General features: G+C 65.3%; 15 protein-coding genes. 10 read left to right on the forward strand and 5 right to left on the reverse strand.

The window, feature by feature from the left end; genetic code table 11:
- Positions 1 to 45: 45 nt before the first annotated feature.
- From ACIOVF_RS06680 to cobG, 5 genes are all read right to left on the reverse strand, one after another.
- Complete coding sequence (locus ACIOVF_RS06680; protein WP_045196987.1) at positions 46 to 735, reverse strand: hypothetical protein; 690 nt, start codon at positions 733 to 735, stop codon at positions 46 to 48.
- A gap of 103 nt (positions 736 to 838) precedes the next feature.
- The gene (gene cobJ, locus ACIOVF_RS06685) at positions 839 to 2,539 is read right to left on the reverse strand and encodes a precorrin-3B C(17)-methyltransferase (RefSeq protein WP_401288349.1); all 1,701 of its coding nucleotides are present in this window, start codon (positions 2,537 to 2,539) and stop codon (positions 839 to 841) included.
- Positions 2,539 to 3,273, reverse strand: a complete 735-nt coding sequence (locus ACIOVF_RS06690; RefSeq protein ID WP_401288352.1) for a precorrin-2 C(20)-methyltransferase — start codon at positions 3,271 to 3,273, stop codon at positions 2,539 to 2,541. The genes cobJ and ACIOVF_RS06690 overlap by 1 nt, the downstream gene beginning before the upstream one ends.
- Positions 3,270 to 3,896, reverse strand: coding sequence for a precorrin-8X methylmutase (locus tag ACIOVF_RS06695; RefSeq protein WP_045196981.1), 627 nt, complete (start codon positions 3,894 to 3,896; stop codon positions 3,270 to 3,272). The genes ACIOVF_RS06690 and ACIOVF_RS06695 overlap by 4 nt, the downstream gene beginning before the upstream one ends.
- Entirely contained in the window at positions 3,889 to 5,223 is a 1,335-nt protein-coding gene (gene cobG, locus ACIOVF_RS06700) for a precorrin-3B synthase (protein ID WP_283817167.1), read from the reverse strand. The genes ACIOVF_RS06695 and cobG overlap by 8 nt, the downstream gene beginning before the upstream one ends.
- A gap of 116 nt (positions 5,224 to 5,339) precedes the next feature.
- On the opposite strand from cobG, the gene cbiE reads away from it, so the two are divergent.
- The 10 genes from cbiE (at position 5,340) to ACIOVF_RS06750 (ending at position 14,836) form a co-directional block, all read left to right on the forward strand.
- A complete protein-coding gene (gene cbiE, locus ACIOVF_RS06705; RefSeq protein WP_401288356.1) occupies positions 5,340 to 6,551 on the forward strand; it encodes a precorrin-6y C5,15-methyltransferase (decarboxylating) subunit CbiE in 1,212 nt (403 codons plus the stop codon).
- Complete coding sequence (locus ACIOVF_RS06710) at positions 6,544 to 7,641, forward strand: cobalt-precorrin-5B (C(1))-methyltransferase (RefSeq protein ID WP_401288358.1); 1,098 nt, start codon at positions 6,544 to 6,546, stop codon at positions 7,639 to 7,641. Before cbiE ends, ACIOVF_RS06710 begins: the two co-directional genes overlap by 8 nt.
- The gene (locus tag ACIOVF_RS06715; RefSeq protein WP_401288361.1) at positions 7,638 to 8,354 is read left to right on the forward strand and encodes a cobalt-precorrin-6A reductase; all 717 of its coding nucleotides are present in this window, start codon (positions 7,638 to 7,640) and stop codon (positions 8,352 to 8,354) included. Before ACIOVF_RS06710 ends, ACIOVF_RS06715 begins: the two co-directional genes overlap by 4 nt.
- A 136-nt stretch (positions 8,355 to 8,490) precedes the next feature.
- Positions 8,491 to 8,928, forward strand: coding sequence for an NfeD family protein (locus ACIOVF_RS06720; RefSeq protein ID WP_401288364.1), 438 nt, complete (start codon positions 8,491 to 8,493; stop codon positions 8,926 to 8,928).
- A gap of 23 nt (positions 8,929 to 8,951) precedes the next feature.
- Complete coding sequence (locus ACIOVF_RS06725; protein WP_045196972.1) at positions 8,952 to 9,809, forward strand: SPFH domain-containing protein; 858 nt, start codon at positions 8,952 to 8,954, stop codon at positions 9,807 to 9,809.
- Positions 9,810 to 9,905: 96 nt separating this feature from the next.
- Entirely contained in the window at positions 9,906 to 10,298 is a 393-nt protein-coding gene (locus tag ACIOVF_RS06730) for a DUF2946 domain-containing protein (protein ID WP_045196971.1), read from the forward strand.
- Between the two features lie 47 nt (positions 10,299 to 10,345).
- Complete coding sequence (locus ACIOVF_RS06735) at positions 10,346 to 10,819, forward strand: copper chaperone PCu(A)C (RefSeq protein ID WP_045196966.1); 474 nt, start codon at positions 10,346 to 10,348, stop codon at positions 10,817 to 10,819.
- Positions 10,820 to 10,838: 19 nt separating this feature from the next.
- The gene (locus ACIOVF_RS06740) at positions 10,839 to 11,267 is read left to right on the forward strand and encodes a DUF2946 domain-containing protein (protein WP_093376587.1); all 429 of its coding nucleotides are present in this window, start codon (positions 10,839 to 10,841) and stop codon (positions 11,265 to 11,267) included.
- A 78-nt stretch (positions 11,268 to 11,345) separates the two neighbouring features.
- Entirely contained in the window at positions 11,346 to 13,412 is a 2,067-nt protein-coding gene (locus ACIOVF_RS06745; protein WP_401288369.1) for a TonB-dependent copper receptor, read from the forward strand.
- A 56-nt stretch (positions 13,413 to 13,468) separates the two neighbouring features.
- Positions 13,469 to 14,836: a PepSY-associated TM helix domain-containing protein gene (locus ACIOVF_RS06750; protein WP_401288372.1), complete on the forward strand. Its 1,368-nt coding sequence runs from the start codon at positions 13,469 to 13,471 to the stop codon at positions 14,834 to 14,836.
- Positions 14,837 to 14,860: the final 24 nt, after the last annotated feature.

A 14,860-nucleotide genomic window follows, 5' to 3' on the forward strand; every position in this document is an offset into this window, starting at 1 on the left:
TCCTGCAAAGGCAGGATGGCCCGCCTGACGAGCCATCCCGAACAATCAGATCTCGTAGTCCAGTACGTTATTGATGCTGCGCTCGCCGAGTTTCTCTTCAATGGTGGCGCGTACGCGCTCATACACTGACTTGTTGAACGACAGCGCCGCAGCGCCGGTGTAGAACTCTGCGGAACTGCTGGTCCATTCCAGAACGAAGACATCCAGGTCCTTGGCAGACGTGTCCGAATGTAGGCAGCTCATGGCCAGGACCACTTCACCCTCAGAGGTTTCGATACAGGAGGCCAGACTGATGGTGGCGGTTTTTTTGTTTTTGACGTTGCGATCAAACAGCTTCTGCGCCTGCTCGACCTGCCCCAGCTTCGCCAGCGCATCGCCAGTCAGCTTGTTAAGCGCCACACCGACGGGGCCGCCCATCACCGCAGTGCCCATCGCGCCCAGCGCCTTGGAGGCGACGGCACCGACAGTCAACGTCTTGGAGGAAGTAAATTCGCGCTCATAGCTACGACGTGCGGTGACCCAGCCGCAGTCCTGCAGAACTTTAAGAAACTGCTTGAACCAGGCTTCACCCTGGCCTTCCTGGTCATACAGCTTGCTGGCCACCAGCGATGCGAACTGGTAAGAGTTTTTCACGTCGGTGCGGCTTTGCACGGACATGCCGGCACCAAACGCCATCAGCGATTGTTCCAGAACTGCAGCGGTATTGGTGCTCAGAATTTCGGTGGTGTCGTTCATCTCGAATAGTCCTTTTCATGAAGCCCCGGTCGCCATCGACGGGGGGCTTCACGCTATTCGAGACGGCCGCGTCAATCAGGATCGAAAGCCTTCCACGGCAGCATCAATGCTGCGGTGGATACCAACGCGGGGTATAGACCCACTGTCCACCGTCAGCACGGGCAAACTCGCAGGTCGTCGAGGATCCGACCAGCACCATGGTGCGCATATCGACCATGTCCGTTTGCAGCTCACCGAGACTGACCACCCTCAGTGTCTGACCCGGCCTACCGATGTCGCGGCCAAGGACTACAGGAGTCAGCTCGGCTCGATGCTGGCGGACAATTTCCAGGGCCCGCCCGAGCTGCCACGGCCGCGAGCGCGAGATCGGGTTGTAGAAGGCCAGCGCCAGGTCGGCCTGGCAGGCCAGGTCCAGGCGCTTCTCGATGATCGACCAGGGCTTGAGGTTGTCCGACAGCGACAGCACGCAGAAGTCGTGGCCCAAGGGAGCGCCGGCCTGCGCTGCAGTTGCCAGGGAAGCGGAAACGCCGGGCAGCATTTCCAGCTCCACTGCGTGCCAATCCGGATCGTTCGACTCGTGCAGCGCTTCGAGCACCGCCGCGGCCATGGCGAACACACCAGGGTCGCCCGAAGACACCACCACTACCGAACGCCCTTGCGCCGCCAGCTCGAAGGCATGCCGGGCACGCTGCATCTCTTCGCGGTTGTCGGTGCAATGCAGCACCTGATCGGCACGGAACGGCCCGGCCATGCGCACATAGGTTTCATAGCCGAGCACATCGTTGGCTCGCGCAAGCTCGGCCTTGACCGCAGGCACCATCAAGTCGGCAGCGCCAGGGCCGAGACCGATCACCGCCAGGCGACCGCGGGCGCGACCGATCTGCTGCGGGTCGATCGGCTGGTTCGAGACCACGATGGCCAGGCCGTCAGTCACTGGCTGCGGTGGCAGCAATTGCGGCATTGCCTGAGCCGCCAGGGCACTGGCATCACCGGCACCCGGGGCAAAGCGCAAGTCCACGCCCAGCTCGGCAGCAGCCGCGTGCAGGGCCGGGTTGGCCATGTGCTGCTCTGCGGCCAGCAGGCAAGCCAGCGCCGGCTCGGCAATGCGCGCCGCCTGCAGGGCAGCGCGAATGGCCTGGGCCAGTTCCGGCAGCACTTCGCTGACCGCGACCATGACACAACGCGGGTAGATCACCAGCTCATTGGCCGAGGCTGCACGGGCATCACAACCAACATGAATCGCCAGGTGCGCCTGCTCGCTTTGCGGCAGCTGCGCCTGTTCAAGCCAGGGCGCAGCGCCGTCGATACGCACGCTTTCGCCGGCCAGCAGGTCGGAGACGAAACGCTTGCCCAGCTCAAGGTCGGCCAGGGCATAACCGCTGGGCGGGTTGAGCAGGCAGGTACCGAAACGCAGCTCGCCACTGGTGGTGATCGCCGCCGCCACGCCCAGGCCGGCGCCGATTTCCCGGGCCATGCGATTGACCCCGCCGAGCCCGCCGAGCAGCGGCACCACGGCGCTGCCATCCTCGGCCACCGCCAGCACCGGCGGCTCGGCGCCCTTCTCCAGCAACAGGCCGGCCAGGGTGCGAATGACGATACCGGCAGCGCACAGGGCGATGATCGGCGTGTCTTGCTGATAGAGCTGGCGCACGGTGGCGCCGAATTCCTGGTAACTGCGGTCGGCGCCTTCGACCCGGCCCTCAAGGCCATGGATCAATGCGTCCGGGTACAGCTGCTGGATCTTGCGGGCAGTGGCCAGGCTGCCGTTGCCAAGGATGACAATGGCCGGGGCTTTACGGGTCATCAACCTTGCCACCTTTCACCGGGCACGATGATCAGCGAGAAGTACGGTGAGGACTGCGGGTCGACCTGGTCCAGGGCGACGATCTTCTGATTGGCCATGGTTGCCCGCTCCACATACAGGGCACGCTCGGCCAGGCCGAGCTCGGCCAGCACATCGCGAACCTTGGGGAAGTTGCGCCCGAGCTTCATGATCACCGCGGCATCGGCATCGGCCAGACGGCGCTTGAGTTCGTCGTGGGGCAGCACGCCGGAGAGCACCGACAGGCTCTGGTTGCGATACACCAGCGGCGCACCGAGCACCGAGGCGCCGCCGAGCATCGAGCAGACGCCCGGGATCACCTGGGCTTCGTAGCGCTCGGCGAGGCGGTCATGCAGGTACATGTAGGAGCCGTAGAAGAACGGATCGCCTTCGCAGATCACCGCCACATCGCGGCCGGCATCCAGGTGCGCGGCAACCTCGAGGCTGGCGGCATCGTAGAAGTCACTGATGACCTGTTCATAAGACAACGGCGCCGGCAGCACTTCGGTGGTCACCGGGTATACCAGCGCCAGCAAGGTCTGGGCCTCCTGCAGATGGCTTTCGATGATGCCGAAGGCGTTGCCGCGCTTGCCCTTGGCGACAAAGTAGGCCACCACCGGCGATTCGCGCAGCAAACGCAACGCCTTGACGGTAATCAGTTCTGGATCGCCGGGGCCAACGCCCAGGCCCAGCAAACGTCCACGAGCCTGCATCATTCGACCTCCGTGGCCAGGGCATTGACCGCGGCGGCGGCCATGGCGCTGCCGCCCAGGCGCCCTTGCATGATCACGAACGGCACGCCACGGCTGTCGGCAGCGAGCATCGCCTTGGACTCGGCGGCGCCAACAAAGCCCACCGGGAAGCCGAGAATCAACGCCGGTTTAGGCGCGCCAGCGTCGAGCATTTCCAGCAGGTAGAACAGCGCGGTCGGCGCGTTGCCGATAACTACCACGCTACCTTCCAGGTGCGGCCGCCACAGCTCCAGGGCCACCGCCGAGCGGGTGTTGCCCAATTCTCGGGCAAGTTCCGGCACCTGCTCGTCGCGCAGGGTGCAGATCACCGGGTTGTTGGCTGGCAGGCGTGCACGGGTAATACCCTCGGACACCATCCGCGCATCGCAGAGGATCGGCGCGCCGGCGGCCAGGGCATCACGCCCGGCCTTGCCGGCACCCGTGGAGAACTGCAGGCCATCGATTGCATCGACCATGCCGCAGGCGTGAATCACGCGGACCGCAAGCTTTTCCAGATCGGCCGGGATGCGATCGAGCCGGGCTTCCTCTCGAATGATCGCGAAGGAATTGCGATAGATCTCCTGACCATCGCGGATGTAATCAATCATCAAGGGTGCTCCGTGAGCAGGCGTCTAGCAGTGCGCCGGCTTCTTTTAGTGTGAGGTTGCGTGCGCGCAGGCGGCCGAAGCCAGGCTCGGTTGCATCACGCAGGTACAAGTCGTAGTGGCCGGGGCTTTGCGCCAGCAAGGTGGCGGGCGCTACGTGGGCCATGGCGCACGAGCGCAGGCAGCCGCTCAAGTGCACGCTGGCCGGTGCTCCGGGCGCCAGCATGGTGGCCAGCAGGCGCGCATCGCCCTTGGTTTCGGCCTGGCCTTTGGCGCAGCCGGCGCAACCGGTGCAGGCGACCAGGCGCGCCAGTCGATCATGGGTCGAGACCAGCAGCCCCAATCGGGCCAGGCCGTCGACCACCTGCCCGGCATGATGGTGGCCAATGTTGGGCAGCAGCACGCCCTGCCAAGGGGTCATGCGCAAGGTGCCGTCGCCCTGCTCCCGGGCCAGCCGGGCCGCAGCGCGCAGCATCGAAGGGTTCAGACGCCCCAGGGGCGCTGCCGAACCGACGGCGCTCAGGCCGTGTTGCAGCTGTGGATAAATCCCCAGATAGCCCGCCGTTACCGGTGAGCGACGCCACTGGCAAACCGCCGCATCCGCCCGCACCGGCAAAACCAGCCCGGCGATAAACGCCTCGGGCGTATGTTCGCTGAGCAACTGGCGCATCCGCGTCTGCTCTGGCCGGGCCAGATCGAGAAAGCGCTTGAGTACCGCCAGTACCAGTTCGTGCCCGCGCGTCAGGGGTACAGCACCCAACGGCGCATCCGCGGCCGGGCAACCGGCAAGGCCGAATGCCAGCCACAGTTCGTCGTCAAGCTTCAGCGGGCTGAGCCACAGGTCATGGGGGTGTTCAAGCATCGCCAGGGCCTCGCCGCCATCCAGCTGCACGGCGAACTTGGCCGAGAGCTGATGAAAACGCGGGGTGGTTTCCAGCGACTGCAGCACCTGCTGCGCCAAAGGCCGGGTATCGAACAGCATCTGCCGATCAAGGCCGGCGACGGGACTGAGCATCAGGTTGCGCACATCGTCGCCGGCGGCCTCGCGCGGGCCCAGGCCTGCGGCCAGCAGCCCTTCGATCAGCCCGGCGTGGTCGCCGCCGATGCCGCGAATCTGCAGGTTGCCACGGTTGGTGACTTCGATTTCACCACCGGCATAACGCTCGGCCGCAGCGGCCACGGCCTCGGCCTGAGCCGCCGTCAGCGCCCCGCCGGCCAGCTTGATCCGGCAGATGCCGCCGTCCAGCGCCTGGACGATGCGCCACAACCCCGGACAGGCCGAGGGACGCAGCGAAGCTTGGGGCTGGTGGGCCGATACAGGCTGGTTCAAAAGGTCACCCGGCAATCGTGAAAAGGCACTTCAGTGTAGAAGGCGCGGTATTATGCCTGCTTTGTCCGAAGGCATGAAAAGCCTGCCGGTCGGATTGCGTTGAATTGAGGAAATCCATGTCGCCCTGGCTGACAATAGTAGGTATCGGTGAAGACGGCTTCAGTGGCCTGGGCAAGCAGGCCCGGCGCGCGCTGCTGGGCGCTTCACGGGTGTTTGGCGGCCAGCGCCAGCTGGACCTGCTGCCGCACTGCATCAGCGGCGAACGCCTGCTGTGGCCCAGCCCGTTTTCCCTGGCGCCGGTACTGGCCCTGCGCGGCGAGCCGGTGTGCGTGCTGGCCAGCGGCGACCCGATGTTCTATGGCGTGGGCGCAAGCCTTGCGCGCCAGCTCGATGTCAGCGAAATGAATGTGTTGCCGATGCCCTCTTCTTGCGCCCTGGCCGCCGCCCGCCTGGGTTGGCCACTGCAGGAGGTGCTGACGCTCTCGCTGGTGGCGCGGCCGATCGCTGCGCTCAACGCCCACCTGTACAGCGGCGTGCGCCTGCTGGTGCTGAGCAACGATGGCAGCAGCCCGGCCGCGATCGCCGCCCTGCTGCGCGAACGCGGTTTCGCGCTGAGCCGCCTGCAGGTCTTCGAGCACCTGGGTGGCAGCGCCGAGCGGCGCCTCGAGGGCACTGCCGCGCACTGGCCGCACCCGCAAGTTGCCGACTTGAACCTGGTCGCCATCGAATGCCTGGCCACGCCCGATGCACCGCGCCTGTCGCCGCTTGCCGGTCTGCCAGACAGCGCCTTCAGGCACGACGGCCAGCTGACCAAGCGCGATGTGCGCGCCATCACCCTGGCGCGCCTGGCCCCGCAGCCGGGCGAACTGCTCTGGGATGTCGGCGCCGGCAGCGGCTCGATCGGCATCGAGTGGATGCGCGCCCACCCCAGTTGCCGGGCGTTGGCGATCGAGTCAGACGAGGGCCGCCAGCAACTGATCGAACACAACCGCGATGCCCTTGGCGTGCCTGGCCTGCAGTTGATTCGAGGGCGTGCGCCGATGGCCCTGCAGGGCCTGGAACGCCCGGATGCGATCTTCATCGGTGGCGGCGTGACCCGCGAAGGCGTGCTGCAACACTGCTGGCAGCAACTGCGCCCGGGTGGCCGCCTGGTGGCCAATGCCGTGACCCTGCAAAGTGAACTGGCGCTGGTCAACTGGCGCGAGCAGCATGGCGGCGAGCTGACCCGCATCCATATCGCCCAGGCGCAACCCCTGGGCGAGTTCGACACCTGGCGCCAGGCCCTGCCGATCACCCTGCTAGACGCGGTCAAGCCTACCGATGCGTGACGAAACCCGCGAACAACCCGCGCCACTGCGCAGCGGCCTGACCACTGGCAGTTGCGCCACCGCCACTAGCCTGGCGGCGGCGCGGCTGCTGCTGGGCGGCCAGAGCAACGATGCGGTGCAGATCACCTTGCCCAAGGGCAAGGTGGTGCAGATGCGCCTGGAGTTTTGTCGCCTGCACGAGGACGGCGCCGAAGCCGGCACCCTCAAGGATGCCGGCGATGACCCGGACGTGACCCACGGCGCCCTGCTCTACAGCCGCGTGCGCCTGCAGGCCGAACCCGGTGTGCGCTTTGTTGCCGGCCACGGCGTCGGCACGGTGACCCGCCCAGGCCTGGTGCTCGGCGTGGGTGAACCGGCGATCAACCCGGTACCACGCAAGATGATGACCGAGCACCTGCTGCGCCTGGCGGCCGAATTCGCCTACAGCGGCGGCTTCGAGGTCACGGTAAACGTGCAGGACGGTGAGAGCCTGGCGCTGAAGACCATGAACCCGCGTCTGGGCATTCTTGGCGGCCTGTCGATCCTCGGCACCAGCGGCATTGTCCGGCCGTTCTCCTGCTCGGCCTACATCGCCTCGATCCACCAGGGCATCGACGTGGCCAAGACCAACGGCTACCAGCACATCGCCGCCTGCACCGGCAATGCCAGCGAAGACACCATGCGCCGGGTCTACAACCTGCCGGAAATCGCCCTGATCGAAATGGGCGATTTTGTCGGCGCGGTGCTCAAGCACCTGCGCAAGGTGCCTGTGGATAAACTCAGCCTGTGCGGTGGCTTCGGCAAGATCAGCAAGCTGGCCGCCGGGCACATGGACCTGCACAGCCGCCATTCGAGCATCGACCTACCGCAGCTGGCCGACTGGGCTGCAGCCATTGGTGCCGACCCGGCGTTGCAAGACGCTATTCGCCAGGCCAACACCAGCCAGCAGGCCCTGGCCCTCGCCAGTGCCGCCGGCATTGCCCTGGGTGATGCGGTCTGCGCCCACGCCCTGGCCTTTGCCCGCAGCGTGGTGCCGGCGCAGGTGCAGGTGGAAGTGTTCGCCATTGATCGTCAGGGCGGCATCGTTGGCCATGCGGGGGGCTTTGCATGACGCGCATCCTGTTGCTCGGCGGCGTCACCGAGGCGCTGGCCATTGCCCGCACCCTGGGCCCACAGCACGTCTACAGCCTGGCCGGGATCGGCCGGGTGCCTACTGACCTGGACTGTCAGGTACGGGTCGGCGGGTTTGGCGGCGCCGAGGGCCTGGCCGCTTACCTGCGCGCAGAACGCATCGACCTGCTGATCGACGCCACCCACCCCTATGCCGCCCGCATCAGCGCCAACGCCGCCCACGCCGCGCAACTCACCGGCGTGCCGTGCTGGGCGTTGCGCCGCCCGGCCTGGCAAGCCCAGGCCAGCGATGACTGGCGCGAGGTGAGCGACTGGGCCGAACTGATCGACGCCCTGCGCCCGTTCCAGCGCCCGCTGTTCACCCTCGGCCGTGAGCCGTTGCAGCATCTGCACGAAATTCCCGCCCATCAATTCTGGACCTTGCGCGCCCTCGAAGCCTGCCCCGGCAATGCACGCTGCGAAGTGATCGGCGCCCGCGGGCCATTCCACCTGGAAGACGAACGCGCGCTGTTCGAGCGTCGGCAGATCGATGTGCTGATCAGCAAGAACAGCGGCAGCGGAGCGACCGAGCCTAAACTTGAAATCGCCAGGCAACGGCGAGTGCCGGTGTTAATCCTCAAGCGACCAATGCTGCCGGAAGTTGACAGGGAGTTCTTCAGCCCATCAGAGATGCTGGCTGAACTGCCGAGATAGATTTGCTTGCATCAAGACCTGAGAGTCATAGCCATACAAAAAAGCTTTTAGGAAGTTTCTTACTGGCTTGATTTGCCCCAACTTTACCCCACTGCCTTACACTACGCCCCTCCTCCCCCCGGAAGACTTCACCCATATGGAAATGCAATGGTGGATCTGGCTGGTATTCGGTTTCGGCCTCGTAGTGCTCGAACTGGTCCTGCCAACCTTCTTCATCCTCTGGTTCGGCATTGGTGCCGTGCTGGTTTCGTTCATTGCCTTCCTGGCGCCGAGCCTGCAGCTCGATATGCAGGTGCTGCTGTGGGTGGTGTTCTCGTCGATCACCACGCTGCTGTGGTTCAAGGTTTTTCGCAGGAAGCAGCCGGACACCCGCTGGACTGCCGATAGCGTGATCGGCGAAGTCGGCCTGCTCACTGCCACGGTTTCCGAATTCCACAAGGGCCGCGTGCGCTTTCAAAAGCCGATTCTCGGCAATGAAGAATGGGTGTGCGTCGCCGATGCCGAGATCCCGGCCGGCGAGCGCGTGCGCCTCACTGCCATCGAAGGCAATACCGCCCGGGTTGCCCAGGCCTGATCAGTAAAAGGAAGCATTGACTCATGACCAGCCTTATCGTCGTCGGCACCATCGCCGCATTCGCCCTCATCACCCTGTTCAAGGGCGTGCGCATCGTGCCCCAGGGCGAGGAGTGGATCGTCGAGCGCCTGGGCCGCTACCACAGCACCCTCAAGCCGGGCCTGAACCTGCTGATCCCGTACATGGACGTGGTCGCCTACCGCCTGCCGACCAAGGACATCATCCTCGACGTGCAGCAGCAGGAAATCATCACCCGCGACAACGCGGTGATCGTCGCCAACGCGCTGTGTTTCGCCAAGGTCGTCGACCCGCAAAAAGCCGCCTACGGCGTGCAGGATTTTTCCTTCGCGGTCACCAGCCTGACCATGACCTCGCTGCGCGCCATCGTTGGCGCCATGGACCTCGACGAAGCGCTGTCGAGCCGCGAGCAGATCAAGGCGCGCCTGCGCGAAGCGATGTCCGAGCAGACCGAAGACTGGGGCGTGACCGTGCGCTCGGTAGAGATCCAGGACATCAAGCCGTCGCAGAACATGCAGGCGGCCATGGAGCGCCAGGCTGCCGCCGAGCGTGAACGCAAAGCCGACGTCACCCGCGCCGAGGGCGCCAAGCAGGCCGCCATTCTCGAAGCCGAAGCGCGCCAGCAGGCGGCCAAGCTCGACGCCGAGGCGCAGATCAACCTCGCCGAAGCCTCGGCGCGTTCCATCACCCTGGTTCGGGACGCGGTCGGCACCGAAATCACCCCGGCCATGTACCTGCTCGGCGAGCGATACATCGGCGCCATGGAAAGCCTTGCCAGCAGCGACAACGCCAAGGTGGTGGTGCTGCCGGCCGACCTGCAGGAAACCGTGCGCGGCCTGATGGGCCGCAACAAACAGGCCTGATGCGAACCGGGAGTGCGGCACTTCACCGCACCCCCGGTAATTTTTCCTATACTGGGCGCTACAATAGCCACCTCTGATTCCTGACCGGATCTTTCCATGTCCCCATATCGGCCCGCCATCGCCTGGATTGCCTGCTTCGCAGTGCTGTTCAATCTGCTGGCCATGCCGTTGGCGTCCGCAGCCCCCAAGGGCCCGGCCGAACAACTGCTGTGGGGGGCCTTCTGTTCGAGTGTCGGGGCCAAGGCCAATCCGGCAATCATGGCCCTGGGCAAGATCGACCTCGGCCAGCAAGGCGATGACCATTCGAACATGCAGCACTGCTGGTGCTGCTCGGGCGCCGCGCCGTTGCTGGCGCTTCCCGGGCATGCGCCGCAACTGAGCAAACCGCTGGCCCTGTCGATCGGGCTCGAACCGCTGCTCACCGCCTATCAACCCACGCCACGCCAACAGTGGCCGGCCCTCAACCCCCGCGCCTCCCCTCTGGTCTGAGTTCACTACGCTACCCGTTGCGAACCTGAATCGACTGGAGAATCACCATGTTCAAGAACGCCCTGCTGCTGGCCGCGCTGATGCTGCCGGCGACCTTTGCCACTGCCCATGAATACACCGTCGGCGAGCTGCATATCGCTCACCCGTGGTCGCAGGAGTTGCCGCCGAACGCGCCCAACGTTGCCGCCTATTTTGTCGTGCACAACAACGGCAAGAGCGCCGACACCCTGACCGGCGTCGACAGCCCGATCAGCGACGATGCCCAGCTGCACGAGCATGTGCACAAAGATGGCCTGATGAAAATGCAGCAGGTAATGAGCGTCGAAGTGCCTGCAGGCGGCGAGCTGAAATTCGCCCCCGGCGCCTACCATGTGATGCTGATGCAGCCCAAGGACCGCAGCCTGCTGGCTGATGGCAAGCGCTTCCCGCTGACCCTGCATTTCAAGCACGCCGGTGACATCACCGTCGAGGTCGCGGTGCAGAAACAGGCACCCGACGAGGCAGCCGCTCACAATCACTGATCGCTGAAGGCTGCCCGGCGTGACTAGCGCCCGCAGCAGGTTCACCCGCCCCGCACGTCCTGGTTCCAGGACGCTTCGCGGCAGCTGGCTGAGCCTGTTTGCCATGTTGATGATCTTTATCGGCCCACTGGTTTCCCAGTCGATGCCGATGGATCACCGTGCCATGCCGCCAGGCATGAACATGAGCATGGCCATGGACAGCGCCGCCGATTGCCATGCCGACAACCATCACGGCGGCAGCCCGGCGCTGAAGGTGATCTGGGAGAAGTGCGGTTACTGCAGCCTGTTCTTCCATTGCCCGGCGCTGCCCCAGGCCCTGAGCCTGCTCAACACCGAAGCCGTACCCGCCAGCAACCGGCTGATCGTCTACCCGCGCCAGGGCCATGCCCGGCAAACGGTATTCCCCGGCGCCCGCAGCCGCGCGCCGCCACCCTTCATCGTCGTCTGAGTTCACTCCCTGCGCCCGAAGTCCGGCATCAGCCGTCGACTGCGCGCACCCTTATGACTGATCGATGTTGGAATCATTATGTCCGGCTGCACCGCTGTTTTTCGTCTGTCCCTGCAAGGGACCATCGCCGTGATCTGCGGCACCCTGCTCAGCCCTCTGGCCCTGGCCGCAAGCCAGGCCGAAGACGCACATGTCCATGACCAGGCCGAGCTGAGCCCGACGGTGATCACCGCCGTGGCCCCGAGCTCGCCGCTGACTATCGTCACCAACCCCAAGGACCCACGCCAGCCGGTGCCGGCCAGCGATGGCGCCGACTACCTGAAAACCATCCCCGGCTTCTCGGCCATCCGCGCCGGCGGCACCAATGGTGACCCGGTGCTGCGCGGCATGTTCGGCTCGCGCCTGAACATCCTCACCAACGGCGGCGTGATGCTTGGCGCCTGCCCCAACCGCATGGACGCCCCGACCTCGTACATCTCGCCGGAGACCTACGACCGCCTGACCGTGATCAAGGGCCCGCAAAGCGTGATCTGGGGCCCAGGCGCATCGGCCGGGACCATCCTTTTCGACCGCGAGCCGGAAAAATTCGGCGAGCTGGGCAGCCGCGTCAACGCCAGCCTGCTGGGCGGTTCCAACGGCCGCTTCGACAAGGTTCTGGATGCCGCCGCCGGCAATCGCTACGGCTATGCGCGCTTCGTCGGCAACCAGTCGCGCTCGGACGACTATGAGGACGGCAATGGCGACACCGTGCCGTCGCGCTGGGACAAGTGGAACGGTGACGTCGCCCTGGGCTGGACCCCGGACGCCGACACCCTGGTGGAACTGACCGCCGGCAAGGGCGACGGTGAAGCGCGTTATGCCGGGCGCGGCATGGACGGCTCGCAGTTCAAGCGCGAAAGCCTTGGCCTGCGCTTGGAGAAGTCCAACATCGGCGAAATCTTCGACAAGCTCGAAGCCCAGGTCTACTACAACTACGCCGACCACGTGATGGACAACTACAGCCTGCGCACGCCCTCGGGCATGGGCATGATGGGCATGCCGATGGTCAGCAACGTCGACCGCCGCACCCTTGGCGGGCGGATCAAGGGCACCTGGCGCTGGGATGACCTGCAACTGATCAGCGGTATCGATGCGCAAACCAACGAACACCGCCAGCGCGGCGGCATGGGCGTCGATGCGCACAAGCACATGGCCTGGACCAAGGACGCCGACTTCCACAACTACGGGGTGTTCGGCGAGCTGACCTGGTACGCCGCCGAACAGGACCGGCTGATCACCGGCGCGCGCCTGGACCGCGCCTCGGCCAAGGATTACCGCGCCACTAGCGCCACCCGTGGCGACACCCGCGCCGATACCCTGCCCAGCGGCTTTATCCGCTACGAGCATGACCTGGTGGATATCCCCGCCACCACTTACCTCGGCCTCGGCCACGCCCAGCGCTTCCCCGACTACTGGGAGCTGTTCTCGCCCAAGTCCGGCCCGGCAGGTTCGGTCAATGCCTTCGACAGTATCAAGCCGGAGAAAACCACCCAGCTCGACTTCGGCATCCAGTACCAGACCGAGACCGTCGACGCCTGGGCCTCGGGCTACATCGGGCAGATCCGCGACTACATCCTCTTCGACTACCGGCCGGGGATGATGGGTATGCCAAGCTCCCAGGCGCAGAACATCGACGCGCGGATCATGGGCGGCGAACTGGGCGCGGCGTACAAATTGACCAGCAACTGGAAAGCCGACGCTACCCTGGCCTACGCTTGGGGCAAGAACAGCAGCGACGGCAAGGCACTGCCGCAGATGCCACCGCTTGAAAGCCGCCTGGGCCTGACCTACAGCCGTGATGTGTGGAGCGCCGGGGCCTTGTGGCGCCTGGTGGCGGCGCAGAACCGCATTGCCGAAAACTCCGGCAACGTGGTGGGCAAGGACTACGAGAAGAGCGGCGGTTTCGGCGTGTTCTCGCTGAACGGCGCCTACAAGGTCAGCAACAACCTCAAGCTCAGCGCCGGGGTCGACAACCTGTTCGACAAAGCCTACGCCGAGCACCTGAACCTGGCGGGCAACGCCGGCTTCGGCTACCCGGCCACCGACCCGCAGCCGATCAACGAGCCGGGGCGTACGTTCTGGACCAAGGTCGACCTGAGTTTCTGATACAACCCGGGCGCGATCGTTGATCGCGCCTTACCCAGGCAACACGGGAGCGCTGCATGAGCAAACCGCACATATCCTTCTACAACCTGGCGTGGCGCTGGCATTTTTACGCCGGGTTGTTCGTCGCGCCGTTCATGATCCTGCTGGCGATCACCGGGATCATCTACCTGTTCAAACCGCAGCTCGACCCATTGCTGTATCGCGACTTGATGGTGGTCGAGGCCGGGCATCACCGGCACAACGCCGACAGCCTGCTGCAACAGGTGCAGCAGGCTTACCCCAAGGGCCAGGTCAGCCAGTACCTGCCGGCAACCGCCAGTGATCGCAGTGCCCAGTTCGTGGTGCACAACGCTGGCCGTGAATTGAATGTGTTCGTCGACCCCTACAGCGGCCAGCTGCTCGGCGAACAGGACGCGAAAAGCAACCTGCAGGCCGTGGCCCGTGCGCTGCACGGTGAACTGATGATCGGCACCACTGGCGATCGCCTGGTGGAACTGGCCGCCGGCTGGGGCGTGGTGCTGGTGGTCTCGGGCCTGTACCTGTGGTGGCCGCGCGGCAAGCGCAGCGCCGGTGTGCTGTGGCCTCGCCTGAACGCCCGTGGCCGCCTGCTGTGGCGCGACCTGCATGCGGTCACAGGCTTCTGGGGCGCGGCGCTGTTGTTGTTGATGCTGCTCAGCGGCATGACCTGGACCGGCTTCTGGGGCAAGCAGTACGCCGACCTGTGGAACCGTTTTCCGGCAGCAATGTGGAACGACGTGCCGCAGTCCGACCAGCAAGCCCGGGCGCTCAACAGCGCCAGCCGCCAGACCGTGCCCTGGGCCATGGAAAACACACCGATGCCGCAATCCGCCGCCCACGCCGAGCATGCCGGCCACAGCATGGGCTCCAGCGCCCCGGCGGCGCCGCAGGTCAGCCTGCAACAGATCGAAGAGCTGGCCACTACCCGCCGCGTCGAACCTGGCTACAGCATTACCCTGCCAACCAGTGCCGAAGGCGTGTACACCATTGCCGTGTTCGCCGACGACCCGCGCAACGACGCCACCTTGCATGTCGACCAGTACACCGGCCAGGTGCTGGTGGACGTACGCTGGCAGGATTACAGCAACGTCGCCCGGGCCACCGAGCTTGGGGTGATGCTCCACGAAGGCAAGATGTTCGGCACGCTGAACCAGCTTATTGTCCTGCTGATCTGCCTGATGATCCTGCTCGGCTCGGTCAGCGGCCTGGTGATGTGGTGGAAACGCCGCCCCGAAGGTGGCCTCGGTGTACCGCCGCTGCGCCATGACCTGCCGCGCTGGAAGACCGCGACCGTGATCATGCTGATTCTGGGGGCGGCCTTCCCGCTGGTGGGCGGCTCGATGCTGCTGGTGTGGCTGGTGGATCGTTATGCACAACCGCTGGCGCGGACAAATCCGCTAACATGAGCGCCCGTTTTCGACACGGGCCTG

The sequence above is a fragment of the Pseudomonas sp. NPDC087612 genome (assembly GCF_044743505.1).
Lineage (GTDB): Bacteria > Pseudomonadota > Gammaproteobacteria > Pseudomonadales > Pseudomonadaceae > Aquipseudomonas.

What these genes read in the sequence shown, in the direction of transcription:
- ACIOVF_RS06745 (WP_401288369.1), top strand. Translation starts at nt 11,346, where the DNA reads ATGTCCGGCTGCACCGCTGTTTTTCGTCTGTCCCTGCAAGGGACCATC.
- ACIOVF_RS06735 (WP_045196966.1), top strand. Translation starts at nt 10,346, where the DNA reads ATGTTCAAGAACGCCCTGCTGCTGGCCGCGCTGATGCTGCCGGCGACC.
- ACIOVF_RS06730 (WP_045196971.1), top strand. Translation starts at nt 9,906, where the DNA reads ATGTCCCCATATCGGCCCGCCATCGCCTGGATTGCCTGCTTCGCAGTG.
- cobJ (WP_401288349.1), bottom strand. Translation starts at nt 2,539, where the DNA reads ATGACCCGTAAAGCCCCGGCCATTGTCATCCTTGGCAACGGCAGCCTG.
- cbiE (WP_401288356.1), top strand. Translation starts at nt 5,340, where the DNA reads ATGTCGCCCTGGCTGACAATAGTAGGTATCGGTGAAGACGGCTTCAGT.
- ACIOVF_RS06750 (WP_401288372.1), top strand. Translation starts at nt 13,469, where the DNA reads ATGAGCAAACCGCACATATCCTTCTACAACCTGGCGTGGCGCTGGCAT.
- ACIOVF_RS06720 (WP_401288364.1), top strand. Translation starts at nt 8,491, where the DNA reads ATGGAAATGCAATGGTGGATCTGGCTGGTATTCGGTTTCGGCCTCGTA.
- ACIOVF_RS06725 (WP_045196972.1), top strand. Translation starts at nt 8,952, where the DNA reads ATGACCAGCCTTATCGTCGTCGGCACCATCGCCGCATTCGCCCTCATC.
- ACIOVF_RS06715 (WP_401288361.1), top strand. Translation starts at nt 7,638, where the DNA reads ATGACGCGCATCCTGTTGCTCGGCGGCGTCACCGAGGCGCTGGCCATT.
- ACIOVF_RS06690 (WP_401288352.1), bottom strand. Translation starts at nt 3,273, where the DNA reads ATGATGCAGGCTCGTGGACGTTTGCTGGGCCTGGGCGTTGGCCCCGGC.
- ACIOVF_RS06695 (WP_045196981.1), bottom strand. Translation starts at nt 3,896, where the DNA reads ATGATTGATTACATCCGCGATGGTCAGGAGATCTATCGCAATTCCTTC.
- ACIOVF_RS06710 (WP_401288358.1), top strand. Translation starts at nt 6,544, where the DNA reads ATGCGTGACGAAACCCGCGAACAACCCGCGCCACTGCGCAGCGGCCTG.
- ACIOVF_RS06680 (WP_045196987.1), bottom strand. Translation starts at nt 735, where the DNA reads ATGAACGACACCACCGAAATTCTGAGCACCAATACCGCTGCAGTTCTG.